Annotated in this window: 25 protein-coding genes; 17 read left to right on the top strand and 8 right to left on the bottom strand. The window is 75.1% G+C overall.

Features of this window, described 5'->3' with window-relative positions; all coding sequences use genetic code 11:
* On the top strand, positions 1-600 hold the full coding sequence (locus tag ACI79V_RS06475) for an NUDIX domain-containing protein (protein ID WP_456887611.1): 600 nt from the start codon (positions 1-3) through the stop codon (positions 598-600).
* Between the two features lie 87 nt (positions 601-687).
* On the opposite strand, the gene ACI79V_RS06470 is transcribed toward ACI79V_RS06475, so the two are convergent.
* Entirely contained in the window at positions 688-1,305 is a 618-nt protein-coding gene (locus ACI79V_RS06470) for a hypothetical protein (protein ID WP_456887609.1), read from the bottom strand.
* Between the two features lie 125 nt (positions 1,306-1,430).
* Complete coding sequence (locus ACI79V_RS06465; protein WP_456887607.1) at positions 1,431-2,090, bottom strand: hypothetical protein; 660 nt, start codon at positions 2,088-2,090, stop codon at positions 1,431-1,433.
* A 183-nt stretch (positions 2,091-2,273) separates the two neighbouring features.
* Here ACI79V_RS06465 and ald point away from each other — a divergent pair, with 183 nt between their 5' ends.
* The 7 genes from ald (at position 2,274) to ACI79V_RS06430 (ending at position 8,559) form a co-directional block, all read left to right on the top strand.
* Positions 2,274-3,389, top strand: a complete 1,116-nt coding sequence (gene ald, locus ACI79V_RS06460) for an alanine dehydrogenase (protein ID WP_456887605.1) — start codon at positions 2,274-2,276, stop codon at positions 3,387-3,389.
* Entirely contained in the window at positions 3,368-4,363 is a 996-nt protein-coding gene (locus ACI79V_RS06455; protein ID WP_456877590.1) for a site-specific tyrosine recombinase XerD, read from the top strand. The genes ald and ACI79V_RS06455 overlap by 22 nt, the downstream gene beginning before the upstream one ends.
* 198 nt (positions 4,364-4,561) lie before the next feature.
* Positions 4,562-5,467 (top strand): ParA family protein, encoded by a 906-nt coding sequence (locus ACI79V_RS06450; RefSeq protein WP_456887603.1) that lies wholly within the window; start codon positions 4,562-4,564, stop codon positions 5,465-5,467.
* Positions 5,464-5,964 carry a hypothetical protein gene (locus tag ACI79V_RS06445; RefSeq protein ID WP_456887601.1) on the top strand — a complete coding sequence of 167 codons (501 nt, stop codon included), beginning with the start codon at positions 5,464-5,466 and terminating at the stop codon, positions 5,962-5,964. Before ACI79V_RS06450 ends, ACI79V_RS06445 begins: the two co-directional genes overlap by 4 nt.
* 28 nt (positions 5,965-5,992) lie before the next feature.
* On the top strand, positions 5,993-6,835 hold the full coding sequence (locus tag ACI79V_RS06440; RefSeq protein WP_456887600.1) for a segregation and condensation protein A: 843 nt from the start codon (positions 5,993-5,995) through the stop codon (positions 6,833-6,835).
* Positions 6,832-7,653 carry an SMC-Scp complex subunit ScpB gene (gene scpB, locus ACI79V_RS06435; RefSeq protein WP_456887599.1) on the top strand — a complete coding sequence of 274 codons (822 nt, stop codon included), beginning with the start codon at positions 6,832-6,834 and terminating at the stop codon, positions 7,651-7,653. Before ACI79V_RS06440 ends, scpB begins: the two co-directional genes overlap by 4 nt.
* Positions 7,654-7,713: 60 nt before the next feature.
* Entirely contained in the window at positions 7,714-8,559 is an 846-nt protein-coding gene (locus tag ACI79V_RS06430; RefSeq protein ID WP_456877585.1) for a pseudouridine synthase, read from the top strand.
* Between the two features lie 19 nt (positions 8,560-8,578).
* On the opposite strand, the gene ACI79V_RS06425 is transcribed toward ACI79V_RS06430, so the two are convergent.
* The 4 genes from ACI79V_RS06425 to ACI79V_RS06410 all read right to left on the bottom strand — a co-directional run bounded on the left by ACI79V_RS06425 (position 8,579) and on the right by ACI79V_RS06410 (position 12,992).
* Positions 8,579-9,685: a LacI family DNA-binding transcriptional regulator gene (locus ACI79V_RS06425; protein WP_456887597.1), complete on the bottom strand. Its 1,107-nt coding sequence runs from the start codon at positions 9,683-9,685 to the stop codon at positions 8,579-8,581.
* Positions 9,686-9,822: 137 nt separating this feature from the next.
* Positions 9,823-10,659: a carbohydrate ABC transporter permease gene (locus ACI79V_RS06420; RefSeq protein ID WP_456877605.1), complete on the bottom strand. Its 837-nt coding sequence runs from the start codon at positions 10,657-10,659 to the stop codon at positions 9,823-9,825.
* A gap of 34 nt (positions 10,660-10,693) precedes the next feature.
* On the bottom strand, positions 10,694-11,692 hold the full coding sequence (locus ACI79V_RS06415; protein WP_456887595.1) for a carbohydrate ABC transporter permease: 999 nt from the start codon (positions 11,690-11,692) through the stop codon (positions 10,694-10,696).
* 7 nt (positions 11,693-11,699) lie between these two features.
* A complete protein-coding gene (locus ACI79V_RS06410) occupies positions 11,700-12,992 on the bottom strand; it encodes an extracellular solute-binding protein (protein WP_456887593.1) in 1,293 nt (430 codons plus the stop codon).
* Positions 12,993-13,095: 103 nt separating this feature from the next.
* On the opposite strand from ACI79V_RS06410, the gene ACI79V_RS06405 reads away from it, so the two are divergent.
* From ACI79V_RS06405 to ACI79V_RS06380, 6 genes are all read left to right on the top strand, one after another.
* Positions 13,096-14,367: an endo-1,4-beta-xylanase gene (locus tag ACI79V_RS06405; protein WP_456887591.1), complete on the top strand. Its 1,272-nt coding sequence runs from the start codon at positions 13,096-13,098 to the stop codon at positions 14,365-14,367.
* A 57-nt stretch (positions 14,368-14,424) separates the two neighbouring features.
* Positions 14,425-16,776, top strand: coding sequence for a beta-xylosidase/alpha-l-arabinosidase (locus ACI79V_RS06400; RefSeq protein ID WP_456887589.1), 2,352 nt, complete (start codon positions 14,425-14,427; stop codon positions 16,774-16,776).
* A complete protein-coding gene (locus ACI79V_RS06395) occupies positions 16,776-17,762 on the top strand; it encodes an acetylxylan esterase (RefSeq protein WP_456887587.1) in 987 nt (328 codons plus the stop codon). Before ACI79V_RS06400 ends, ACI79V_RS06395 begins: the two co-directional genes overlap by 1 nt.
* On the top strand, positions 17,762-19,264 hold the full coding sequence (gene arfA / locus ACI79V_RS06390; RefSeq protein ID WP_456887585.1) for an arabinosylfuranosidase ArfA: 1,503 nt from the start codon (positions 17,762-17,764) through the stop codon (positions 19,262-19,264). The genes ACI79V_RS06395 and arfA overlap by 1 nt, the downstream gene beginning before the upstream one ends.
* Positions 19,265-19,337: 73 nt before the next feature.
* The gene (locus ACI79V_RS06385; RefSeq protein WP_456887583.1) at positions 19,338-20,411 is read left to right on the top strand and encodes an ABC transporter ATP-binding protein; all 1,074 of its coding nucleotides are present in this window, start codon (positions 19,338-19,340) and stop codon (positions 20,409-20,411) included.
* The gene (locus tag ACI79V_RS06380) at positions 20,408-21,325 is read left to right on the top strand and encodes an aldose 1-epimerase family protein (protein ID WP_456887581.1); all 918 of its coding nucleotides are present in this window, start codon (positions 20,408-20,410) and stop codon (positions 21,323-21,325) included. The genes ACI79V_RS06385 and ACI79V_RS06380 overlap by 4 nt, the downstream gene beginning before the upstream one ends.
* A 39-nt stretch (positions 21,326-21,364) precedes the next feature.
* Here the strand turns inward: ACI79V_RS06380 and ACI79V_RS06375 are convergent, their stop codons facing one another.
* Positions 21,365-21,652, bottom strand: coding sequence for a hypothetical protein (locus ACI79V_RS06375; protein ID WP_456875688.1), 288 nt, complete (start codon positions 21,650-21,652; stop codon positions 21,365-21,367).
* On the bottom strand, positions 21,649-21,984 hold the full coding sequence (locus ACI79V_RS06370) for a hypothetical protein (protein WP_456887579.1): 336 nt from the start codon (positions 21,982-21,984) through the stop codon (positions 21,649-21,651). Before ACI79V_RS06370 ends, ACI79V_RS06375 begins: the two co-directional genes overlap by 4 nt.
* A 231-nt stretch (positions 21,985-22,215) precedes the next feature.
* On the opposite strand from ACI79V_RS06370, the gene aroH reads away from it, so the two are divergent.
* The 3 genes from aroH to der are packed head-to-tail and all read left to right on the top strand — an operon-like array spanning position 22,216 to position 24,643.
* Positions 22,216-22,578, top strand: a complete 363-nt coding sequence (gene aroH, locus ACI79V_RS06365; protein WP_456875686.1) for a chorismate mutase — start codon at positions 22,216-22,218, stop codon at positions 22,576-22,578.
* A 17-nt stretch (positions 22,579-22,595) separates the two neighbouring features.
* The gene (gene cmk, locus ACI79V_RS06360) at positions 22,596-23,300 is read left to right on the top strand and encodes a (d)CMP kinase (protein WP_456887577.1); all 705 of its coding nucleotides are present in this window, start codon (positions 22,596-22,598) and stop codon (positions 23,298-23,300) included.
* Positions 23,297-24,643 (top strand): ribosome biogenesis GTPase Der, encoded by a 1,347-nt coding sequence (gene der, locus ACI79V_RS06355; protein WP_456887575.1) that lies wholly within the window; start codon positions 23,297-23,299, stop codon positions 24,641-24,643. Before cmk ends, der begins: the two co-directional genes overlap by 4 nt.
* The last annotated feature ends 6 nt before the right edge of the window (positions 24,644-24,649 follow it).

Below are 24,649 nucleotides of genomic sequence, written 5' to 3'. Positions count from 1 at the left end.
GTGGGCGAGCCGGCCGCCGACGGCGGGTACCGGGTGCTGGGCACCGAGACGGTCTACGAGGGCCGGGTCATCACCCTGGTCAGGGACACCGTCGCCATGCCCGGCGGGGGCGACAGCGTCCGCGAGGTGGTCCGGCACCCCGGCGCGGTGGCCGTCGTCGCGCTCGACGACGAGGGCCGGGTCGTCCTGCTGCGCCAGTACCGGCACCCGGTGGGCGGCTACCTGTGGGAGCTGCCGGCCGGCCTGCGCGACGCCGAGGGCGAGGCCCCACTGACCACCGCGCAGCGGGAGCTGGCCGAGGAGGTGCGGCTGGCCGCCGACCGGTGGTCGCTGCTCACGACGACGTTCAGCACGCCCGGCTTCTGCGACGAGCAGGTGCTGGTCTACCTCGCCGAGGGGCTCACCGAGGCCGACCTGCCCGAGGGGTTCACCGCCGAGCACGAGGAGCTCGACATGACCGTCGAGCGGGTGCCGCTGGCGGAGGCGGTGCAGCGGGTGTTCGACGGGGCGATCCGCAACTCCGCCGCCGTCGTCGGGCTGCTGGCCGCCGCCCAGCACCGCGCGGCCGGGACGACGCTGCGCCCCGTCGACGCCACCTGACGACCTCTGTCGAGATCACGTGATCTCGGCGCGCGGGACGGCGTGTCGCGGCCGAGATCGCGCGATCTCGACGCACGAGATCGGCGGTCAGCCGACGACGACCGCGCTCGACGAGCCGACCTGCACGTACTCGACGACGCCGGTGTCGGCATCGAGCAGCGCCTCCTCGAGCCAGAACACGTAGGGCGCGCCCGGGGTCAGGCCGCCGAGCACCGCGCGCACCTCGCCGCAGTCGTCGCGCTGGGCGACGTCGACCCGCGGCGGCGCGGGCTGCTCCCCGGTCACCAGCTGCTGGCTGACCGCGGTGACCCGGTAGCCCCGCACGTCGTCGCGGCCGTCGGCCTGCCAGGTCACCGTCGCCGACCCCGGCCCGGGCACCACGCCGGGCGTGATCTGCCGGGGGTTGCCGTAGCCGCCGCACTCGGCCGGCGGCGGCGTGACCTGCAGCGGCTGCCCGCGCGGCACCATCGGCGGCGGCAGCTCGACCTCCAGCCGCCGCGGCACCGGCAGCGCGAGCGCGGGGGGCTCGACGGCCGGCTCCGGCACGGCGGCGACCGCCGGCGGGGCGGCCGCGGCCAGCGCCGGCTGCGGGCGGGCGGTGGTGCCGGCGGCGCGGAACGGCGCCCACGACGCGCTCACCTCGGCGGCGATCTCGGTGGCCGGCGCCGACAGCGTCACCAGGCCCAGGGCCGCGACCACGGTCACCCGGCCGGCGATCCCGCCCGCCGACGGGCCCCGCCGCCGTCGCCGCGACCTCGACGCCCCTCGTCCCGCTCGTCCCACCGACACCTCCCGGATCGGCAGGGACTTCGGCACCCGGGGCGCCGGTCTCAACCCGAGCGCGGGGGCGCCGGTGCGGTGGCGCCCGACCCGACGCCGTCGGGCACCGGCAGCCGCAGCCCCAGCCGGCCGGCCTCGAGCCCGGCCAGCACGCGCACCGCCGCCGGGTCGCCGGCCCGCCAGGCCGCCCCGGTGCCCGGCGGCAGCGCCGCCAGCCGGGGCAGGGGAGCGGTGGCCACCGCCCGGGCGGCCAGCAGCTCCAGGTCGGGGTCGGCGCCGCGCAGCAGCCGGGACACCGCCGAGGCCTCCCGCACCCAGCGCAGCCGCCACGGCAGCCAGCGCGCCAGCAGCCAGCCCACCGGCAGCACCACCAGGACGACGGCGAGCACGGTCGCCAGCGTGGCGACGGCGTCCTGCGCGGCCTGCCCGGCGCCGCTGACCGAGCCGGCCGCGTCGCCGAGGGACTCCAGCGGCGCGGACAGCTCGTCGCCGACCACCGGGACGTCCTCGGCCGCCGACGCCGCCGAGCCCATGTCCTCGGCCACCGAGGCGCCGAGGTCCTCCACCGCCTGCCCGGGCTCGGCCAGGACCAGCACCGCGTCGTGCACCACCCGGGCGACCAGCACCCACAGCACCAGCCACGCGACCATGCCGGCGTCGGCTAGCACCTGGCCCAGCCGGCGGTCGGGGCGCGAGGCGTACAGGCGCATCGGGGTGTTCCTCCTCCGCAGGGGTGACCCGGCCACTACCCGAGCCATCGTCGGCGCTCCGCGCACTGACGGCAGCACGGGCGCTGGCTAGGGTCCGGTGAGGGGCACCTCCACCGGGGACGCCCGACGACAGGCGCGGGACCGACGACCTCGGCCCGGCCGCAGCGACAGGAGTGGACCACCATGCACGTCGGGGTGCCCCGAGAGGTCAAGAACAGGGAGTACCGGGTCGCGCTGACCCCGGCCGGTGTCACCGAGCTGACCCGTGCCGGGCACACCGTGCTCGTCGAGCAGGGGGCGGGCGAGGGCTCGTCGATCCCCGACGCCGACTTCACCGCCGCCGGCGCCCGGATCGTGCCGAGCGCCGACGACGTCTGGGCCGACGCCGACCTGCTGCTCAAGGTCAAGGAGCCGATCGCCGAGGAGTACTCCCGGCTGCGGGCGGGACAGACGCTGTTCACCTACCTGCACCTGGCGGCGTCCAAGGAGTGCACCGACGCGCTGGTCACCTCCGGCACCACCGCGATCGCCTATGAGACCGTGCAGACGGCGAACGGCGCGCTGCCGCTGCTGGCGCCGATGAGCGAGGTCGCCGGGCGGATGGCGCCGCAGGTCGGCGCGCACAGCCTCGAGCGGGCGCACGGCGGGCGCGGGGTCCTGCTCGGCGGGGTGTCCGGCGTCTACGCGGCCAAGGTCGTCGTCATCGGCGCCGGGGTGTCGGGCATGAACGCCGCCACCATCGCCCTGGGCATGCAGGCCGAGGTCGTCGTCCTGGACCGGGACATCGACAAGCTGCGCGCCGCCGACAGCATCTACCGCGGTCACCTGCAGACGGTGACCTCCAACGCCTACGAGGTCGAGCGCGCCGTCCTCGACGCCGACCTGGTCATCGGGGCGGTGCTCGTGCCCGGCGCGAAGGCCCCCACGCTGGTGAGCAACGAGCTGGTGTCGCGGATGAAGCCGGGCTCGGTGCTCGTCGACATCGCCGTCGACCAGGGCGGCTGCTTCGAGGACAGCCGGCCCACGACACACGACGACCCGACCTTCCGGGTGCACGAGTCGGTGTTCTACTGCGTGGCGAACATGCCCGGTGCGGTCCCGAACACCTCCACGCACGCGCTGACCAACGTGACGCTGCCCTACGTCATGGCGCTGGCCGAGAAGGGGACGCGGGCGGCGGTCACCGCCGACCCGGCCCTGGCCCACGGCGTCAACGTCGTCGCCGGGCAGGTCGTGCTGCCGGAGGTGGCCGAGGCGCACGGGATGACCGCCGTGCCGTGGGAGGAGGTCCTGCCCTGACCGTCGCACCGCCGGCCGGCACGCCCGCGCGGGACACCGACGTCGAGCGGGTGGTCGGGGGCTACCTCGACCACCTCGCCGTCGAGCGCGGGCTGGCCGCCAACACGATCGCCTCCTACCGCCGCGACCTGCGCCGCTACACCGCCCACCTCGCCGCGGCCGGCGTGCGCGGGCTCGGGGAGGTCGCCGAGAGCGACGTCGCGGGCTTCCTCGCCGCGCTGCGCGCCGGCGACGAGGAGCACCCGCCGCTGTCGGCGACGTCGGCCGCGCGCGCCGTCGTCGCCGTCCGGGGGCTGCACCGCTTCGCGCTGCTCGACGGGCTGGTGCCCGGCGACGTCGCCGCGGAGGTGCGGCCGCCGGCGCCGGCGCGGCGGCTGCCCAAGGCGGTGCCGGTGGAGGCCGTGGTGGCGCTCATCGAGGCCGCGGGCGCGGTGGAGGGCCCGCGCGGGCTGCGCGACCGGGCGCTGCTGGAGGTCCTCTACGGCACCGGCGCGCGCATCTCCGAGGCCGTGGGCCTGGCCGTCGACGACCTCGACCGCGGCCAGTCGGTGGTGCGGCTGGCCGGCAAGGGCGGCAAGGAGCGCATCGTCCCGGTGGGCAGCTACGCGCTGCGCGCCGTCGAGGACTACCTGGTCCGCGCCCGCCCGGCGCTGGCGGCGGCGGGACGCGGCGGCGTCCGCGGCGGGCGGCTGTTCCTCAACGCCCGCGGCGGGCCGCTGTCGCGGCAGAGCGCCTGGGCGATCCTGCGCTCGGCGGCCGAGCGCACCGGGGACGCCTCGCTCGTCGCGCACGTCTCCCCGCACACCCTGCGGCACTCCTTCGCCACCCACCTGCTCGACGGCGGCGCCGACGTGCGCGTGGTGCAGGAACTGCTCGGCCACGCCTCGGTGACCACGACGCAGGTGTACACGCTGGTCACCGTCGACAAGCTGCGCGAGGTCTACGCCGGCAGCCACCCGCGCGCGCTCTCCTGACGAGCCGGAACCGTCCCGGTTGTCACCATCTGCCCGGCGTTACCGAGCAGTAGCCGGAGGCCACCGGCAACTTCCGCCAGCGGCGGCGTGTCCCGTGGATCGGTGCAGGTGATCTCCCTACCGTCGTGCCCGTCCCGAGCGGACCGGGCCGGCCGACCACGGCCGGCACCGCGGGGGAGCACGGAGGAGTGGGCACTCATGGCGATCCGAGGGGATGTGGCCGGTCAGGCGCTCGCACTCCCGGCCGACGGCGGGGAGATGGGGGCGGCCGCGTCGCGGCTGGACCCGGCCCGCGCGCGTCAGCGCCGGCTGCCCGAGCCCCCGCCCCTCGAGCGGCACGGGCCGGCCCGCGTCATCGCGATGTGCAACCAGAAGGGCGGCGTCGGCAAGACGACGTCGACGATCAACCTGGGCGCCTCGCTGGTGGAGTACGGCCGCCGGGTGCTGCTGGTCGACCTCGACCCGCAGGGCGCGCTGTCGGTCGGCCTGGGCGTGCCGGCGCAGCAGCTGGACCGCACCATCTACAACGCCCTCATGGAGCGCCACACGACGCTGGCCGACGTCCGCGTGGGCACCGACGTGCCCGGCCTGGACCTGGTCCCGAGCAACATCGACCTGTCGGCCGCCGAGGTGCAGCTGGTCAGCGAGGTCGCCCGCGAGCAGACCCTGCTGCGCAAGCTGGACTCGGTGCGCGACGAGTACGACTACGTCCTCATCGACTGCCAGCCCTCGCTGGGCCTGCTCACCGTCAACGCCCTGACCGCGGCGCACGGCGTGGTGATCCCGCTGGAGTGCGAGTTCTTCTCGCTGCGCGGCGTGGCGCTGCTGGTGGACACCATCGACAAGGTCAAGGAGCGGCTCAACCCGGAGCTGGAGATCGACGGCATCCTCGCCACGATGTACGACTCGCGGACCGTGCACTGCCGCGAGGTGTTCAGCCGCGTCGTCGAGGCATTCGGCGACACCGTCTTCCAGACCGTCATCCACCGCACCGTGCGCTTCCCGGAGACCACCGTCGCCGGTCAGCCCATCACCACCTGGGCGCCGACCTCCTCGGGTGCGGCCGCCTACCGCGACCTGGCGAAGGAGGTCATCTCCCTGTGACACGTCGACCCGTGCTGCCGGGTGCCGACGAGCTGTTCCGGCGCACCGACACCCCGCCGGCGGCAGAGGTCACCGAGCTGACTCCGCTGAGCTCCACGGCGGCGTCCTCGGCGCTGCGCACGTCCCGCCGGGCGGCGGCCGGGCCGGAGCCCGAGCAGCCGGCGTCGCTGACGCTGGTGCCCGGCGGCGCCCCCGCCGACCCGCTGGCCGCGTTCCGCGCCCCGGCGCCGCCGCCCGCGCCGGCGCCCGGGGCCCGCACCCGCGGCAAGGCCGCCCGCGCCAGCGGCGCCGGCCGGACCCGGCACGACGAGAAGATCACCGTCTACATCTCCGCCGAGGACCTGCTGGCGCTGGAGAGCGCGCGGCTGTCGCTGCGGGCGGAGCACGGCGTCGCCGCCGACCGCGGCCGGATCGTCCGCGAGGCGGTGTCGGTGCTGCTCGCCGACCTGGCCGAGAACGGCGAGGACTCCGTCCTGGTGCGCCGCCTCAAGGGTTGAGGCGGGCGGGGGCATACCCTTGCCCTCCGTGAGCGGAGAAGCGCGCGCGGTCGTGACCGCGCCGGAGCCGGCCGACGCCGGCCGCTTCACCGTGCGGCTCACCAACTTCGAGGGCCCGTTCGACCTGCTGCTCCAGCTGATCGGCCGCCACCAGCTCGACGTCACCGAGATCGCGCTGTCGGTGGTCACCGACGAGTTCATCGCCCACCTGCGGGCGCTCGGCGACGAGCTCGACCTCGACCAGGCCAGCGAGTTCCTCGTCGTCGCGGCCACGCTGCTCGACCTCAAGGCCGCCCGGCTGCTGCCGGCCGCGGAGATCGAGGACGAGGAGGACCTCGAGCTGCTCGAGGCCCGCGACCTGCTCTTCGCCCGGCTGCTGCAGTACCGGGCGTACAAGGAGGCCGCCGCGGTGCTGCGCGAGCGGGAGGCGGTCGCCGTCCGCCGGCACCCGCGCGAGGCGCCGCTGGAGCCGCGGTTCGCCGCGGCGCTGCCCGAGGTGCTGCTCGGCGTGACACCCGAGCGGTTCGCCGCGCTCGCCGCGCGGGCGCTCACGCCGAAGGAGCCGCCGACGGTGGGGGTCACCCACCTGCACGCGCCGCCGGTCAGCGTCGCCGAGCAGCTGCTCGCCGTCCGCTCGGCGCTGCTCGGTGCGGGCACCGTGACCTTCCGCGCCCTCACCGGGGACTGCGCCTCCACGCTGGAGGTCGTGGCCCGCTTCCTCGCGCTGCTCGAGCTCTACCGGCAGCAGCGGGTCACCTTCACCCAGCTCACCCCGCTGGGCGAGCTGCACGTGCGCTGGACGGGGCCGGCCACGGTCGCCGCGGTGGCCGACCTCGGCGGGGCGGCCGACGACGGGCGGGTCGCGTCGTGACCGGGCCGGAGGAGCGCGGTCCCGTCTCGTGGGAGGCGCTGGCCGCGGAGCTGGCGGCCACCCGCGAGGAGGCCGCCGACCGGCCCGACGCCGACCCCGCCGTGTGGGACGCCGTCGCCGCGGAGCTGGCCGCCCGGGTGGCCGAGCGCCCCGCGCCGCCGGCCGACGACGTCCCGCCGGTGCCGGACGAGCCGATGGTCCTGCCGGGGATGCCCGAGCCGGAGCCCGGACCCGAGCCGGAGCCGGCGGAGGAGCCGGCGGAGGAGCTCGACCCCGACGAGCTGCGCGGCGGCCTGGAGGCGCTGCTGTTCGTCGCCGACGGCCCGGTGGACGAGGCGACGCTCGCCGCCGCGCTGCGCGTCGCGGTCCCCCGGGTGCGCACCGCGCTGACCGAGCTCGCCACCGGCTACGACGAGCGCCGGTCGGGCATCGTGCTGCGCCGGGCGGGGGAGGGGTGGCGCCTCTACACCCGCGAGGACTTCGCGCCCGTCGTCGAGCGCCACCTGACCGGCGCCACGCGCAGCCGGCTCACCCAGGCGGCGCTGGAGACCCTCGCCGTCATCGCCTACCGGCAGCCGGTGACCCGGGCGCGGGTGTCGGCGATCCGCGGCGTCGGCGTCGACGGGGTCATGCGCACGCTGCTCTCCCGCGGCCTGGTCACCGAGGTGGGCACCGACCCCGACAGCGGCGGCGGCCTCTACGGGACGACGCCGCTGTTCCTCGAGCGGCTCGGGCTGACCGGCCTGCACGAGCTGCCGCCGCTCGCGCCGCTGCTGCCCGACGCGGCCGACGTCGCCCGGGAGACCCCCGAGGGCTGACCCGGCGCCCGCCCGGTCGCGGCGACCGGCGTCCGCCCGCGGGGTGGGAGACTGGAGGGGATGGACACCGCAGCGCATCCCGACGACCTCCCCGGCACCCCCGGCGGGGAGGGCTGGTCGGAGCAGATGGAGCTCGCTCCCGCCCACCCCGGCGACCGGGCGCCCTCCGCGAGCCCCGAGCGCGAGGGGGAGCGGCTGCAGAAGGTGCTCGCCCGCGCCGGCGTCGGCTCGCGGCGGGTCTGCGAGGACATGATCGACCGCGGGCGGATCAGCGTGAACGGCGCGGTCGTCACCGTGCAGGGCATGCGGGTCGACCCGGCCAGGGACAGGATCGCCGTCGACGGGCAACGGATCGAGCTGCGCGACGACCGGGTCACCTACGCGCTGAACAAGCCCGCCGGGGTGATCACCGCGATGAGCGACGACCGCGCCCGGCCCACCGTCGGCGACATCGTCGGCGACCTCGCGCCCGGCCTGGTGCACGTGGGCCGGCTCGACCAGGACACCGAGGGCCTGCTGCTGGTCACCAACGACGGCGAGCTCGCCCACCGGCTGGCCCACCCCAGCTACGAGGTGCGCAAGACCTACCTCGCGCAGGTGTCGGGGTCGGTCCGGCGCGACCTGCACCGCAGGCTGCGCGCCGGGATCGAGCTGGAGGACGGCCCGGTGCGGGTCGACTCCTTCCGGGTGGTCGACACCCACGCCGGGCAGTCGGTGGTGGAGGTCGTGCTGCACGAGGGCCGCAAGCACATCGTGCGGCGGCTGCTGGCCGCGGTGGACCTGCCGGTCTCCCGGCTCACCCGCACCGCCGTCGGCCCGATCTCGCTGCAGCGGATGCGCAGCGGCTCGATCCGCCGGCTCACCCGCCAGGAGGTCGGCGCGCTCGAGGAGCTCGTCGGGCTCTGACGCAGGGACCCCGGACCGGTCAGGACGCCGGGCCCGGCGGGGCGGTGGACGCCCGCCGGAGCAGGGAGGTCGTCAGGGTGCGGTGCCGGCGGGGGAGCTCCTCGCCGGAGATGAGGGCGAGGAGCATCTCCGCGGCCTCCCTGCCCATCTGCCGGATCGGCTGCTGCACCGTGGTGAGCGGGGGATCGGCGAGCGCGGACTCCGGGATGTCGTCGAAGCCCACGACCGAGAGCCGGCGCGGCACGTCCACGCCGAGCTCGGCCGCGACCTCGAGGGTCGCCAGCGCCGAGAGGTCGTTCGCCGCGAAGACCGCGGTCGGCGGGGACGGGTGCGTGAGCAGCTCGTGGGCGGCCTTCCGGGCGATCTCCGGGTCGAAGCCGCCGGACCGCACCAGCGCCTCGTCCACGGGCAGCCCCGCGGCGGCGAGCGCCTCGCGGTAGCCCTGCTCCCGCTGCTGCGCGGACAGCAGGTCCGAGCGCCCCGTGATCGTGCCGATGCGGGTGTGCCCCAGCCCGATCAGGTGCTCCACGCCGAGCCGGGCGCCCTGCAGGTTGTCGGCGGCGACCGAGGGCAGCCCGGCGGGACCGGTGTGCGGGTCGACCGCCACCACCGGTCCGTCGGACTGCACGTCGGTCACCGTCGGGGTGACGAGGACGGCGCCGTCGACGAGGCTGCCCATCAGCCGGGACAGCGACCGGCGCTCCCAGCCCACCCGCGCCTCGACGTGCCCGCCGGCGGAGTAGGCGATCAGCTCGTAGCCGGAGCCGTGGATCCCGTCGGCGACCCCCTTGAGGACCTCGGTGCTGAAGGGCTCGAAGTCCATGACGAGGACGCCGACGACGTTGGTCCGGCGGTTGCGCAGGCTCCGCGCGACGAGGCTCGCCTCGTAGCCGAGCCGGGTGATGACCCGGGTCACGTGGTCGACGGTCTCGGCGGAGACGCCGTACCGGCCGTTGATGACCTTGGAGACGGTGGAGATCGAGACGCCGGCCTCCGCGGCCACCTGCTGCATCGTCACCCGGCCGCGGGGGGCCGGCAGCGGGGAGTCCGCGGTGGCCGGTCCCTCTCCCGGTCCCACCACGAGTCCCGGGCCGACGACGTCGTCCCGGGGGGCATCGAGTTCCATGGTCCTCTTCTCGGTCAGGCCCTCGGTGGTCACAGTGCCAGAGGAGGGGGCTGCGCTGTCCAGGACATCGGCTGGGACATCGGTGGTGGCGGGCCCGGCCCGGAGCCGTCCTCGCGGCGGCTCCGGGCCGAGCCGGCTCAGCCCTTCACCGCCCCCTGGAGCCCGCTGACGATGCGCCGCTGCATGGCGAGGAACAGCATCAGCGCGGGGATCATCGCGATGGTCGTGAACGCCAGGACCCCCGCGGTGTCGGCCGAGTGCTCGGTCGAGTAGTCGGCCACGCCCAGCGGGAGGGTGCGCATGTCCCCCTGGAGCAGCAGGAGCGGCAGCAGGTAGGCGTTCCACGAGGCGACGAAGGCCAGGACGCCGACGGTGACCAGGCCGGGCATCGACAGCGGCAGCGCGATCCGCCAGAAGATGCCGACCCGGGAGGCGCCGTCGAGCATGGCCGCCTCCTCGACCTCCTTCGGCAACGCCATCAGGAACGGCCGCAGGATCACCACCGTCGTCGGCAGCGCGAACGCCGCCTGCGGCAGGGCGATCCCCCACCAGGTGTTGCCCAGCTGCAGGTCCCGCGTCACGAGGATGAACAGCGGGACGATGGCCACGGCCGCCGGGAAGAGCAGCCCCAGGACGAACACCAGGAACAGCGGTTCACGGAACCGGAACTGGTAGCGCGCCAGGGGGTAGGCGGCCATCACGCCGGCGAGCACCGCCACCGCCGTGGTGATGAGCGCGACCACCGTCGAGTTCAGCGCGTAGGTCCAGAAGTCGGGGTTGGTGAGGACGCCCCGGTAGTTGTCCAGCACCCACGGGTCGGGGAGCCCGGCCGGGTCGCGCGCCAGCTGCTCGTTGCTCCGGAAGCCGCCGAGCGCCCCGTAGAGCACCGGCCCGAGCGTGACCGCCACGACGGCGGCCGCCACCAGGTAGACCAGCGGGCCGCCCCGCCCGTACGTCGTCGCCCGTCGTGCCATCACCGGGCCTCCTTCTCGCGGATCTCCAGCAGGTTCACGTGTCCGCCTTGGTGTCGCGGCGCAGCACCAGGAACTGGTAGGCGACGGCCAGCGCGAACCCGATCAGGAACAGCACGACCGACGCGGCCCCGGCGATGCCGAAGTTGCTCCGCTGCGTGCCCTGGCTGACGAGGTAGGTCGCCATCGTGGTCGTCGCGTTCGCCGGCCCGCCGCCGGTCAGGATCCAGACCATGTCGAAGAGCTGCAGCGAGCCGATCATGGACAGGAAGACCCAGGTCCGGATGGTCGGCGCGAGCAGCGGGATCGCGATCCGGCGCTGGGTCTGCCACCACGAGGCGCCGTCGAGCTGCGCGGCCTCGGAGAGCTCGTCGGGGACCCCCTGCAGGCCGGCCAGGAACAGCAGCACGGCCAGACCCAGGTACTTCCACGTGAGCACCACGAAGACCGTGGCCAGCGCCAGGTCGGGGGTGCCGAGGAAGCCCTGCTCGGGGACCGGGATCCCCACCGAGCTCAGCATGGTCTCGAGGAGTCCGGACCGGGGCTGCAGCAGCTGGAACCACACGACGCCGGCGATGACCTCGGCGAGGACGTACGGGACGAAGATGATCGTCCGCAGCAGCCCCCGCCCGCGGATGCGGCGGTTGAGCAGCAGCGCCAGCGCCAGCCCCAGCGGCAGCTGCACGAGGATCGACGCGAAGACGATGAGGAAGTTGTGCACCACCGCGTCGGTGAAGACGTCGTCGGCCAGCACGCGGGCGTAGTTCTCCAGGCCGACGAAGTCCACCATCGGGCCGAAGCCCTTCCAGCGGTAGAACGACATCCGGGCCGCGGAGAAGACCGGGTAGACGACGAAGACGGCCATCAGCGCCAGGGCCGGCGCCACGAAGAAGAGGATCTCCAGGCGCTTGCGGCCCCTGTCGCGACGGGGGCGGCCGGTCCCACCGGGGGACCGGCCGGACACCCGGCGCGCGTCCGCGCGCCGGGTGACCGCTGCCCCCGGGTCCGCCGCCGTGACGGCGCCCTGGGAGGTCATGGTCGGATCACTGCTCCTGGTCGGCGGCCTGCTGGGTCTGGTCCACGATGTCCTGCGGCGTCGCCTCGCCGGCGAACATCAGGGCGATCGCGTCGTTCATCGCACCGCCGACGGAGGCCCCGAAGGCGGTGTCGAAGTAGAGCTGCACGTACGGCGCCGCGTCGCGGACCTCGAGCAGCTGGGCGAGGGCCGGGTCGGAGACGGCGCCCGCGGCGGCGGGGTTCGTCGGCAGACCCATGTCGTTCTCGGCGAAGCCGGTCTGCACCTCGTCGGAGAGCAGGTACTTCACGAGGTCGACCGCCGCGTCGGGAGCCTCCTGCGAGACCGCCCACGCGTCGCCACCACCGAGCTGGGCGTCGGGGTCACCCTCGCCGCCCTGGACCGCCGGGAACGGGAACCAGCCGGTCTTGTCGCCGAGGCCCTGGCCGTCCTCGGTGAGGCCCTGCATGACGCCGGGCTCCCAGTGGCCGGTCAGCTCCATCGCGACCTGCCCGGTCGCGAGCAGGCCGGAGGCCGAGGTGGCACCCTCCTGCGCCGGCGTCGTCAGGAAGCCGGGGTTGAAGGGCTCGGTGCCGATCAGCGACTCGAGCTCCTCGCCCGCCTGGACGAAGCACGGGTCGGAGAAGTCGAGGCTGGTGACGGCGTCGGTCAGCACGTCCTCGGAGCAGGCGCGCACCGCCGTGTAGTACCAGTAGTGGGCGGCCGGCCACTTGTCGCCCGCGCCGAGCGAGATCGGCGTGATGCCGGCGCCCTTGAGGGTCTCGATGGTGGAGGCCAGCTCCTCCATCGTGGTCGGCGGCGCCGTGATGCCCGCCTGCTGGAAGAGCTCGGTGTTGTACCAGAAGCCCACGACGCCGACGGAGAACGGCAGCGCGTAGGTCTGGTCCTCGACCTGCCAGCCCGACACCTGGCCGCCGATCTTCTCGATCTCCTCGGCCGCGTCCTCGGACAGGTCGCGGACCATGCCGGCCTCCACGTGGTCGGCGAGCTCACCGCCGCCGCGCTCCATGTAGACGTCCGGCACGTCGCCGCTCTGGAACGCCGCCTCGAGCTTGTCGACCATGTCCTCGTGGGCCATGGCGACGACCTCGACCTCGACGCCGGGGTTGGCCTCCTCGAAGTCGGCGGCCACCTGCTCGTAGTAGCCCTTGCCGGGCTCGTTGTTCGAGTTGTGCCACCAGGTGATCGTGTTGTCGTCGCCCCCGGAGGCGCTGCTGTCGCCACCGCCGCAGGCAGTGGCCGTCAGCAGCACCGCGCTGCTGCACAGCACCGAGAGGGCTGCTCGTCCCGAACGCCGCATGTCTGACTCCTTCGTCCTTCGCACGCCGCGGTGGCGTGGAACACACCAACGAAGGTCGCAGCCGGGACTTGCGCTGTCAATCGTTGTCGATAACGATTTCCTCGTGACCTGTTCCACATCTACGGACGCCGTCCGCCGCATCGAGGGCACCGTCATCGTGCGCTCCGCCGACGGCTCGCCCTGCCCCGACACGGACGTGCTGGTCGAGCAGGTCCGGCACGACGTCGCCTTCGGCAACATCGGCTTCGACTTCGTCGGGCTGGCCAACGGCGAGCACGGCGAGGGGCGCGAGAACGTCTTCGGCGGAGCCGACCCGGAGGCGGCCGAGCGGCTCGAGGACCTCTGGCTGGACGTGTTCAACACCGCGACCCTGCCGTTCTACTGGGCCGGCTTCGAGCCGGTCGAGGGGCAGCCCGACACCCGGCGCCTGCAGGCGGCGGCCGCGTGGTTCCGCGACCGGGGCGTGTCCGTCAAGGGCCACCCGCTGGTCTGGCACACGCTCGCCCCGGACTGGCTGGTGGAGTACTCCGACGACGAGGTCGAGGAGATCGTGCGGGCGCGGGTCCGGCGCGAGGTCACGTCCTTCGCGGGCCTGGTGGACACGTGGGACGCGATCAACGAGGTCGTGATCATGCCGGTGTTCGCGAACGAGGACCGGCAGAACGCGATCACCCGGCTGAGCCGCCGCATCGGCCGCATCCCGACCATCCGCCTGGCCTTCGAGGAGGCCCGCCGGGCGAACCCGGCGACGACCCTCGTGCTCAACGACTTCAACCTCTCGACGGCGTACGAGTGCCTGGTCGAGGGGGTGCTCGAGGCCGGCGTGCAGGTCGACGCGATCGGGCTGCAGAGCCACATGCACCAGGGCTACTGGGGCGAGGAGCGGACGCAGGAGGTCCTCGAGCGGTTCGCCCGCTACGGCCTTCCGCTGCACTGGACCGAGACGACGCTGGTGTCCGGCGACCTGATGCCCCCGGAGATCGTCGACCTCAACGACCACCAGGTCGACGAGTGGCCCTCGACCCCCGAGGGCGAGCAGCGGCAGGCCGACGAGATCGTCCGCCACTACCGGACGCTGCTGTCCCACCCCGCGGTCGAGGCCGTGACCTACTGGGGGATCACCGACCGGGGGGCCTGGCTCGGCGCCCCCGCGGGACTGGTGCGGGCCGACGGCACCCCCAAGCCGGCCTACGACGCCCTGCGGGGCCTGGTCAAGGACGAGTGGTGGCTCGCGCCGACCCGGCTGCGGACCGACGCCGAGGGCCGGGTCGCCGTGCGGGGGTGGGCCGGCGACTACACGGTGTCGGTGGGCGACCGCTCCGCGTCGTGGCGGCTGCGGCCGGACGCGCCGCTGTCGGAGGTCACCCTGGCCTGACCGCCGCACCACCCGGCCGCACCAGCAACGCACGAGACAGGACGGACTCCCCACAGCATGGGCACCAACGACGACACCGGCAGGAACACCCAGCAGGCGCCCTGGCGCGACACCGACCTGCCCGCCCGGGACAGGGTGGCGGACCTGATCCGGCGCATGACGCTGGAGGAGAAGGTCGCCCAGCTCTACGGCGTCTGGGTGGGCATCGACGCGACCGCGGGCGAGGTCGCGCCGCACCAGCACGAGATGGCCGCCGCGCCGGTGGACTGGGAGGAGCTGATCCGCAGCGGGCTCGGGCAGCTGACCCGCCCGTTCGGCACCGCGCCGGTCGACCCGCTGGTGGGGGCCAAGGGCCTCGCGGAGAGCCAGCGGGCGATCACGGCCGCCGGGCGCCACGGGATCCCCGCCCTGGTGCACGAGGAGTGCCTCACCGGGCTCGCGGCGTGGACCGCGACCGCGTTCCCCTCGCCGCTGTGCTGGGGAGCCAGCTTCGACCCGGACCTCGTCGAGCGCATGGGCGCGCTGATCGGGCAGGGCATGCGCCGGCTCGGCGTCCACCAGGGGCTCGCCCCGGTGCTCGACGTCGCCCGCGACCTGCGCTGGGGTCGGGTCGAGGAGACCATCGGCGAGGACCCGCACCTGGTCGGCACCATCGGCAGCGCCTACGTCCGCGGCCTGCAGTCCAGCGGCATCGTGGCCACCCTCAAGCACTTCGTCGGCTACTCCGCCTCGCGGGCGGGGCGCAACCTCGCGCCCGTCTCCGCCGGGCCCCGGGAGATCGCCGACGTGCTCCTCCCGCCGTTCGAGATGGCGCTGCGGGCCGGTGCCCGCTCGGTGATGAACTCCTACACCGACGTCGACGGCGTGCCCGCGGCGGCGGACCCGGCGCTGCTCACGACCCTGCTGCGGGAGACCTACGGGTTCACCGGCACCGTGGTCGCCGACTACTTCTCCATCGCCTTCCTGCAGACCCTGCACGGCGTCGCCGGGTCGCCGGCGGAGGCGGCCGCGCGCGCCCTCGAGGCCGGCATCGACGTGGAGCTGCCGACCGTGGCCTGCTACGGCCAGCCGCTGGTCGAGGCGGTGCGCGGCGGGGCCGTCGACGAGGGCCTGGTGGACCGGGCGCTGCGCCGGGTGCTGCTGCAGAAGTGCGAGCTGGGCCTGCTCGACCCCGACTGGTCGCCGGACTCGCCGGCCGTCGTCGACGGCGCGGTCGACCTCGACTCCGCGGAGTCCCGGGCCGTCGCCGGGGAGCTCGCCCGCCGCTCGGTGGTGCTGCTGGCCAACGACGGGACGCTGCCGCTGCGGGCGGGGCTGCGCCTGGCGGTGGTGGGTCCCCGCGCCGACACCGCGCAGGCGATGCTGGGCTGCTACTCCTTCCCGATGCACGTCGGGGTGCACCACCCCGACGTGCCCGTGGGCGTCGACATCCCGACGCTCGCCGACGCGCTGCGGGCGGCTCCGGAGGCGTTCGACGTCGTGGTCGCCGAGGGCTGCCCGGTGCTGGGCGGCGACGACGAGGGCATCGCGGCCGCCGCGCGCGCCGCGGCCGACGCCGACGTCTGCGTCGCCGTGCTCGGTGACCAGGCCGGCCTGTTCGGCAACGGCACCTCGGGGGAGGGCTGCGACGCGGTCGACCTGCGGCTGCCCGGCCGCCAGGAGGAGCTGCTCGAGGCCCTGCTCGCGACCGGGAAGCCGGTCGTGCTGGTCCTGCTCGTCGGGCGCCCCTACGAGCTGTCGCGCCAGGTCGACCGGCTCGCCGCCGTGGTCTGCGGGTTCTTCCCGGGCGAGGAGGGCGGGCCGGCGGTGGCCGACGTCCTCAGCGGGCGGGTGTCCCCGTCGGGCCGGCTGCCGGTGAGCTTCCCGCGCGCGGGGAGCAGCCAGCCGGCGACCTACCTCGCCGCACCCCTGAGCCGGCGCACCGACGTGAGCACGGTGGACCCGACCCCGCTGTTCCCCTTCGGGCACGGGCTGGGCTACGGCGCCGCCACCTGGGCCGGCGTCCGCGCGGTCGGCGGGCCGGAGTGGGACACCGACGGCACCGCCGAGGTGGAGGTCGAGCTCCGCAACGACACCGACCGCGAGGTCACCGAGGTGGTGCAGGTCTACCTGCACGACCCCGTGGCCGAGGTGGTCCGCCCGGTGCAGGCCCTCCTCGCCGCCCGGCGGGTCGACCTCCCGGCGGGGACCGGCGCGACCGTGCGGTTCACCCTGCACGCCGACCTCACCTCCTTCACCGGGCGTGACGGCGCGCGGATCGTCGAGCCGGGCCAGGTGGAGCTGCGGGTGGGCGCCTCCAGCGCCGACGTGCGGGAGGTGCTGCCGTTCACCCTCACCGGCGGCCGCCGCACCGTCGGCGTCGACCGCCGGCTGCACCCCGAGAGCGTCGTCCGGCGGAGCGGGGCCTGATGCCGCAGACCGACCTCCCGCTGGAGGAGCTCCGGCGCTACCGCCCGGAGCTCCCGGCCCCGGACGACCTCTGGGACTTCTGGGCGGCGACCCTGGCCGAGGCGGCCGAGCGGCCGCTGGACGTGTCCTGCACGCCGGTCGACGGCGGGCTGCTGACCGTCGAGACCCAGGACGTGTCCTTCGCCGGCTCCGGCGGGTCGGAGGTCCGCGCCTGGCTGCACCTGCCCGCCCGTGCGCTGCGCGGGGACGGCCCGCTGCCCGGGGTCGTCCAGTTCCAGGGCTACAACGGCGGGCGGGGACTGCCCCACGAGCACGTCCTCTGGGCGTCGGCGGGGTACGCGCAGCTCGTCGTCGACACCCGCGGCCAGGGGAGCGGCTGGGCCGTGGGGAGCACCGGCGACCCGGTCGGCTCCGCCGCCGCGCAGCCCGGGTTCACGACCCGCGGCGTGCTCGCACCGGAGGACTACTACTACCGGCGCGTCTACACCGACGCGACGAGGGCGCTCGAGGTGCTCCGGAGCCACCCGGAGGTCGACGGCGAGCGGGTCGCGGTGACCGGCATCAGCCAGGGCGGCGGGATCGCCCTGGCCGTCGCCGCGCTCGCCGACGGGGTGCGGGCGGTCATGCCCGACGTGCCGTTCCTCTGCGACTTCCCCCGGGCGGCGCGCATCGCCGCCGGCGACCCGTACGCCGAGATCTCCCGGTACCTCGGGGCCCACCGCGACCACGTGGACCGCGTCTTCCGGACGCTGTCGTACTTCGACGGCGCGGTCCTCGGCCGCAGGGCGTCCGCGCCGGCCCTGTTCTCCGTCGCGCTCATGGACGAGATCTGCCCGCCGTCGACGGTCTTCGCGGCGTACGCCGCCTACGGCGGGCCCAAGGAGATCGAGGTCTACCCGTTCAACGACCACGAGGGCGGGCAGGCCTTCCAGCAGCGGGCACAGCTGGCCTGGCTGGGCGGCGTGCTCGGGGCGCGGGGGGTCTGATGCTGCGCGCACGCCTCGCCGTCGACCCGGCGCGACCGGTGGGCCCGGTGTCCCGCCGGCTCTTCGGCGCGTTCGTCGAGCACATGGGACGCGGCGTGTACGGCGGCATCCACGAGCCGGGGCACCCGCAGGCCGACGAGGACGGCTTCCGCCGGGACGTGGTCGACCTGGTCCGGGAGCTGGGGGTGACCACGGTCCGGTACCCCGGCGGGAACTTCGTCTCCGGCTTCCGGTGGGAGGACAGCGTGGGGCCGCGGGACCAGCGCCCCGTCCGGCTCAACCTCGCCTGGCACAGCACGGAGACCAACGAGGTCGGGCTGCACGAGTTCGCCGCGTGGCTGGAGCGGGTCGGCGCCGAGCTCATGCTGGCCGTCAACCTCGGCACCCGCGGCACGCTCGAGGCGCTGGACCTGCTCGAGTACGCGAACGTGCCGGCCGGCACCACGCTCGCCGACCAACGGGTCCGCAACGGCCGCCCGCAGCCGTTCGACGTCCGGATGTGGTGCCTCGGCAACGAGATGGACGGCCCGTGGCAGCTCGGCCAGCTGTCGGCGGAGGACTACGGCAAGCTCGCCGCCCGGACCGCCAAGGCCATGCGCCAGCTCGACCCGGGCCTCGAGCTGGTGGCCTGCGGCTCGTCCGGCGCCGGCATGCCGACCTTCGGCGAGTGGGAGCGGACCGTCCTCACCCACGCCTACGACGACGTGGACTACATCTCCTGCCACGCGTACTACGAGGAGAAGGACGGCGACCTCGGCTCCTTCCTCGCCTCCGCGACGGACATGGACCGGTTCATCGAGACGGTCGTCGCCACCGCCGACCACGTGAAGGCCGTGCGCAAGAGCCCCCGGACGATCGACATCTCGTTCGACGAGTGGAACGTCTGGTACCTGTCGAAGGTCCCGGCCGGCCTCGCGAAGCGCATCGACGACTGGCCCCTCGCACCGCCGATCAGCGAGGAGCCCTACACCGTGGCCGACGGCGTCGTCGTCGGCAGCCTCCTGATGTCGCTGCTCCGGCACGCCGACCGGGTCACGAGCGCCTCGCTCGCCCAGCTCGTCAACGTGATCGCCCCGATCGCGGCCGAGCCGCACGGACCGGCGTGGCGCAAGGCGACGTTCTTCCCCTTCGCGACGACCGCCCGCCTGGCGCGCGGCGTCTCCCTCCGGGTGGACGTCGACTGCCCCGGCTCCGACACCGCCGAGTACGGCGAGGTGCCGGTCGTCGACGCCGCCGCCACGACCGACGACGGCCGGGCCGCGCTCTTCCTCGTGAACCGCTCGCAGACGGAGGAGGCGGAGGTCACCGTCGACCTCGCCCCGCTGGGGGTGGGCGCCGTCGAGGAGGCGCTGACCCTCTCCGACCCGGACCCGTACGCGGCGAACACGAGCGACGACCAGGACCGGGTCCGGCTGCGGCCCAACGACCGGGCAGCCGTGACCGGGGGCAGCCTCCGGGTCGTCCTGCCGCCGGTCTCCTGGACGGCGCTCTCCCTCTCCTGACCGCGAACCCCGACGCCCCCCGACCACCGACCAGCACGACCGGCACCGTCGCCGTACCCCTGAGGAGCACCCCATGGCCACCGTCACCTACGACTCCGCGACCCGCCGCTACGCCGGCGCGGAGCGCCCCGCCGTCGACGCGCTCGACCTGGAGGTCGCCGACGGCGAGTTCCTCGTGCTGGTCGGCCCGTCGGGCTGCGGCAAATCCACGTCGCTCCGGATGCTGGCCGGTCTCGAGGACGTCGACGGCGGCCGCATCCTCATCGGCGACCGGGACGTCACCGACCTGCCGCCCAAGGACCGTGACATCGCGATGGTCTTCCAGAACTACGCGCTGTACCCGCACATGACCGTCGCCGACAACATGGCCTTCGGGCTGAAGATGGCCGGGGTCGGCAGGGCCGAGTCGGCCTCGCGGGTGCGCGAGGCGGCCCGGCTGCTCGACCTCGAGCAGTACCTCGACCGCAGGCCGAAGGCCCTCTCGGGCGGTCAGCGGCAGCGGGTCGCGATGGGCCGGGCGATCGTCCGCCGGCCGCAGGCCTTCCTCATGGACGAGCCGCTGTCCAACCTCGACGCCAAGCTGCGGGTGCAGACCCGCACCCAGATCGCGTCGCTGCAGCGCCGGCTGGGCACCACCACGGTGTACGTCACCCACGACCAGACCGAGGCGATGACCATGGGCGACCGGGTCGCGGTGCTCCGCGACGGGCTGCTGGTGCAGGTCGGCACGCCGCGCGAGCTCTACGACCGGCCGCGCAACGCGTTCGTCGCGGGCTTCATCGGCTCGCCGGCGATGAACCTCCTCGAGCTGCCGGTCGCCGACGGCGGGGTGCGGCTGGGCGCGGACGTGCACCCGGTGGCCCGCGAGGTCCTGGCCGCGGCCGGCGCGGACCGCGTCGTGCTCGGCGTGCGGCCCGAGGACCTCGAGATGAGCGTGTCGGGCCTGCCCGTGGAGGTCGACGTCGTCGAGGAGCTCGGCGCCGACGCCTTCGTCTACGGGCACGCCGACACCGGGGCGGAGCGGCACCCCGTGACGGTGCGCGTCGACGGCCGCCGTCCCCCGGCCAAGGGCGACGTCCTGCAGGTCGCCCCGCGGCCCGGGCACGTGCACCTGTTCTCCGCCGTCGACGGCGAGCGTCTCGGGTGAGCGTCCTCCCGACCGGCGAGCAGCACGTCCTGCGCAGCGGGGACGCCGAGGCCGTCGTCGTCGAGGTGGGCGGTGGCCTGCGCACCTACACCGCCGGGGGCCGCGACGTCGTCGACGGATACGGCGCGGGGGAGATGGCCCTCGACGTGCGCGGCAACGTGCTGGCGCCCTGGCCCAACCGGCTGCGCGACGGCGTCTGGCACTGGGACGGGCAGGAGCTGCGCACCCCGGTCACCGAGCCGGAGCGGGGGACGGCGATCCACGGGCTGGTCCGCTTCGCGGCCTGGCGGCTGCTGGCCCGCAGCGACGACTCGGTGGTGCTCGAGCACCTGCTGCACCCGCAGACGGGCTACCCGTTCGCGCTGCGGCTGCGGGTCGGGTACGAGCTGTCGGCCGAGGGTCTGCGGGTCACGACGACGGCGACCAACGAGGGGGAGACCGACCTGCCCTACGGCGAGGGCCACCACCCCTACCTCGCCGCGCCGGCCGGGCTGCGGGTCGACGACTGCACCCTGGTGCTCCCCGCCGCGACCCGGCTGACCACCGACGACCGGCTGCTGCCCACCGGCACCGAGCCGGTGGAGGGCACGCCGTTCGACCTGCGCGCGGGGCGCCGGATCGGGGACCTGCGGGTCGACGACTGCTTCACCGACCTCGCGCGCGACGCCGACGGGAACATCGAGGTGCGGTTCACCGGCCCCGACGGCCGCGGCGCCGCGCTGTGGGCCGACGCGTCCTACACGCACCTGCAGGTGTTCACCGGTGACGCCGTCGAGCCGCCGTCGCGGCGCCGTCGCGGCCTGGCCGTCGAGCCGATGACCTGCCCGCCCGACGCGCTCCGCAGCGGCGTGGGCGTGCGCCGGCTGGCGCCGGGGGAGTCGACCACCGGCACCTGGGGGATCCGCCCGCTCTGAACCTGTGCGGCCTTCGTAGCGACAAAGGCACCCAGGGGGTCAGGTCGTCAGAGCGAGGCAGATCCAGCACAGGGGGTCGCCGGCCTCGGCGCGGTCGTCGGGCCAGGACCACTCGGCCGGGTCGAGGAGGACGACCGGCGCCAGGCACACCGACCGGCCCATGACGAGGCCGTCCCCGCTCACCGCGTGCAGGCGGCCCAGGGGCACGCGCAGCGACCCGCCGGTGCGGTAGAAGGGCCGCACCGCATCCGCCCCCACCGTCCAGCGCCCACCGGGCCCGGTGTCCGGGCACCCGGCCCCCTCGGGGACCTGCCGGCCGCCGGTCACCGCAGCACCTCGAGGTCGCCGGGCAGCCGCCGGGCGAGCTCGGCGAGGAACGCGGCGGCGTCGTCGGTGACGGTCGCCGACCCCAGTCGCACGACGACCGGCTGGTGGCCCAGCCGCCGGAGCGCGGTGACGGTCCGGCCCAGCGCCTCGGCGCCCAGCCGGTCGAGGTGGCCGCGGAGGGAGACCGACCCCGCGCTCGGGTCGGTGCGCGCGGTGAGCAGCGGGGGCCGTGGGCCAGACGTCCCGCCGGTGGGCCGCGCGGCGGGGAGCGGTGCCGCCCCGGCCGCTCGCCGGCATCCGACGGCTCGGTGGTGGGCCTCGTCTCGACTCACGCCCCTACCGTGACGATTCCGTCCGTTTCTCCCCAGGGCCCTAGGTCCCCGAGGAGCGATCCATGCCCGTCTTCCGTTATCCCCAACTCATCCTCACACATGCCGGACGACGGTGCCCCCGGCGCCGATGACGGCACCTGGGGGAGGACGGGTCCGGGTGGGTGGCGGGCGGAACCTAGACTCGACCGGGCACCCAGGATCGGGGAGCCCGATCGACCGAGGAGGGTGCACGTGGCCGTACGGGCCATCCGGGGCGCGACACAGGTGGACGCCGACGACCGCGACCAGGTGCTCGAGGCCACCCGCGAGCTGGTGAGCGCCGTGGTGGAGCGCAACGCGCTGCGCTCCGACGACATCATCAGCATCCTGTTCACCGCGACACCGGACCTGGTCTCGGAGTTCCCCGCGCTCGCCGCACGGGAACTGGGCATGGGCGACGTGCCGCTCATCTGCGCCACCGAGATGGCGGTGCCGCACGCGCTGCCGCGGGTGCTGCGGCTGATGGCGCACGTGGAGACCGACCGGCCGCGTGCGGAGATCCAGCACGTGTACCTGCGCGGCGCGGTGGCGCTGCGACGGGACATCGCCCAGTGAGCGAGGAGACGGGGAGCATGGAGACGACGAGCGGGTTCCGGGGCCAGGTGACCCTCGACGGCCCGTCGGGGACGGGCAAGTCCAGCGTCGCCCGGTCGGTGGCCGCCCGGCTGGGCGCGGCCTACCTCGACACCGGCGCCATGTACCGCGCCGCCACCGTGGCGGTGCTCGACGCCGGCGTCGACCCCGAGGACGCCGCGGCCGTGGCGCGCGTGGTGGCCGGCGCCCGCATCGAGGTGGGGACGGCGGCGGAGACCGAGCGGGTCGAGGTCGACGGCGCCGACGTCGCCGAGCGCATCCGCGGCGCCGAGGTGACCCGGCACGTGTCGGCGGTGTCGGCGGTGCCGTCGGTGCGCCGTCAGCTGGTCGACCAGCAGCGGTCGCTGGTGGGCGCGGTGGGCGCCGTCGTCGTCGAGGGCCGCGACATCGGCACCGTGGTGCTGCCGGAGGCGACGGTGAAGGTGTACCTCACCGCGGCGCCGGAGGCCCGCGCGCAGCGGCGGGCGCTGCAGCTGGGGATCAGCGATCCGGCGGAGGTGGCCGCGCTGGCCGCCGACCTGCGCCGCCGCGACGAGTACGACAGCAGCCGCGCGGACAGCCCGCTGCGGCCGGCCGCGGACGCGGTGATCGTGGACAGCACCGACCTGGGCCGGGAGGCCGTCGTCGACCGGGTGGTCGGGCTGGCGCTCGCGGCGGCCGGCCGGCGAGGGGTGGAGGCATGAGCGAGGAGGGCACCGGCGGTCCGCTGCCGGTGGTGGCGGTCGTCGGCCGCCCCAACGTGGGCAAGTCGACGCTGGTCAACCGGATCCTGGGCCGGCGGGCCGCGGTGGTGCAGGACGTCCCGGGCGTGACCCGCGACCGCATCTCCTACGAGGCGCTGTGGAACGGGCGGCGGTTCACCGTCACCGACACCGGCGGCTGGGACCCGAAGGCCGAGGGGCTGGGCGCGTCGATCACCCGCCAGGCGGAGTTCGCGATGCGCACCGCCGACGTCATCGTGCTCGTCGTCGACAGCACCGTGGGCGCCACCGACACCGACCTGGCCGCCGCGCGGATCCTGCGCCGCAGCGACCGGCCGGTGATCGTCGTGGCCAACAAGGTCGACGACGAGCGCAGCGAGGCCGGCGCCGCCGAGCTGTGGTCGCTGGGGCTGGGGGAGCCGCAGCCGGTCAGCGCGCTGCACGGCCGGGGGTCGGGCGACCTGCTCGACTTGGTCCTCGACGCGCTGCCCGAGGCGCCGCGCGAGCAGCCGGAGGAGGGCGGCCCGCGCCGGGTGGCGCTGGTGGGGCGGCCCAACGTGGGCAAGTCGAGCCTGCTCAACCGGCTGGCCCGGGAGGAGCGCTCGGTCGTCGACTCGGTGGCCGGCACCACCGTGGACCCGGTCGACTCGATCATCACCCTCGGCGGCGAGGAGTGGCGCTTCGTCGACACCGCCGGGCTGCGGCGCAAGGTCAACACCGCCAGCGGCACCGAGTACTACGCCAGCCTGCGCACCGAGGCCGCGATCCAGGCCGCCGAGGTCGCCGTCGTCCTGCTGGCCGCCGACGAGGTCATCAGCGAACAGGACCAGCGGGTGATCACCCAGGTCATCGAGGCGGGGCGTGCGCTGGTCATCGCGTTCAACAAGTGGGACACCCTCGACGAGGACCGGCACGCCCAGCTCGAGCGCGAGATCGAGCGCGACCTCGCCCGCGTGCGCTGGGCCAGCCGGCTGAACATCTCGGCGGCGACCGGCCGCGGGGTGGGCAAGCTGCCCGAGCACCTGCGGGCGGCGCTCGCCTCCTGGGAGACCCGGGTGCCGACGGCGGAGCTCAACGCCTACGTGCGCCAGCTGGTGCAGGAGACGCCGCCCCCGGCCCGCGGCGGGCGCGCGCCGAAGATCAAGTACGTGACCCAGGCCGACGTCCGGCCGCCGCGGTTCGTCGTGTTCTCCACCGGCTTCCTCGAGGCCGGCTACCGGCGGTTCCTCGAGCGCAAGCTGCGCGAGCGGTGGGGCTTCGGCGGCACGCCGATCGACATCTCGGTGAAGGTCCGCGAGGGCCGGGGCGGCGACCGGCGCGGCTGACCGGGG

The sequence above is a fragment of the Geodermatophilus sp. SYSU D00700 genome (assembly GCF_054050255.1).
The sequence above is the reverse complement of the archived record's forward strand: the minus strand, read 5'-3'. Positions and strand labels throughout refer to the sequence as shown.

Coding starts and splice junctions, on each gene's coding strand:
- ACI79V_RS06465 (WP_456887607.1), bottom strand. CDS start 2,090: ATGCGCCTGTACGCCTCGCGCCCCGACCGCCGGCTGGGCCAGGTGCTA.
- ald (WP_456887605.1), top strand. CDS start 2,274: ATGCACGTCGGGGTGCCCCGAGAGGTCAAGAACAGGGAGTACCGGGTC.
- ACI79V_RS06450 (WP_456887603.1), top strand. CDS start 4,562: ATGGCGATCCGAGGGGATGTGGCCGGTCAGGCGCTCGCACTCCCGGCC.
- ACI79V_RS06430 (WP_456877585.1), top strand. CDS start 7,714: ATGGACACCGCAGCGCATCCCGACGACCTCCCCGGCACCCCCGGCGGG.
- ACI79V_RS06425 (WP_456887597.1), bottom strand. CDS start 9,685: ATGGAACTCGATGCCCCCCGGGACGACGTCGTCGGCCCGGGACTCGTG.
- ACI79V_RS06420 (WP_456877605.1), bottom strand. CDS start 10,659: ATGGCACGACGGGCGACGACGTACGGGCGGGGCGGCCCGCTGGTCTAC.
- ACI79V_RS06415 (WP_456887595.1), bottom strand. CDS start 11,692: ATGACCTCCCAGGGCGCCGTCACGGCGGCGGACCCGGGGGCAGCGGTC.
- ACI79V_RS06410 (WP_456887593.1), bottom strand. CDS start 12,992: ATGCGGCGTTCGGGACGAGCAGCCCTCTCGGTGCTGTGCAGCAGCGCG.
- ACI79V_RS06400 (WP_456887589.1), top strand. CDS start 14,425: ATGGGCACCAACGACGACACCGGCAGGAACACCCAGCAGGCGCCCTGG.
- ACI79V_RS06395 (WP_456887587.1), top strand. CDS start 16,776: ATGCCGCAGACCGACCTCCCGCTGGAGGAGCTCCGGCGCTACCGCCCG.
- arfA (WP_456887585.1), top strand. CDS start 17,762: ATGCTGCGCGCACGCCTCGCCGTCGACCCGGCGCGACCGGTGGGCCCG.
- ACI79V_RS06385 (WP_456887583.1), top strand. CDS start 19,338: ATGGCCACCGTCACCTACGACTCCGCGACCCGCCGCTACGCCGGCGCG.
- cmk (WP_456887577.1), top strand. CDS start 22,596: ATGGAGACGACGAGCGGGTTCCGGGGCCAGGTGACCCTCGACGGCCCG.
- der (WP_456887575.1), top strand. CDS start 23,297: ATGAGCGAGGAGGGCACCGGCGGTCCGCTGCCGGTGGTGGCGGTCGTC.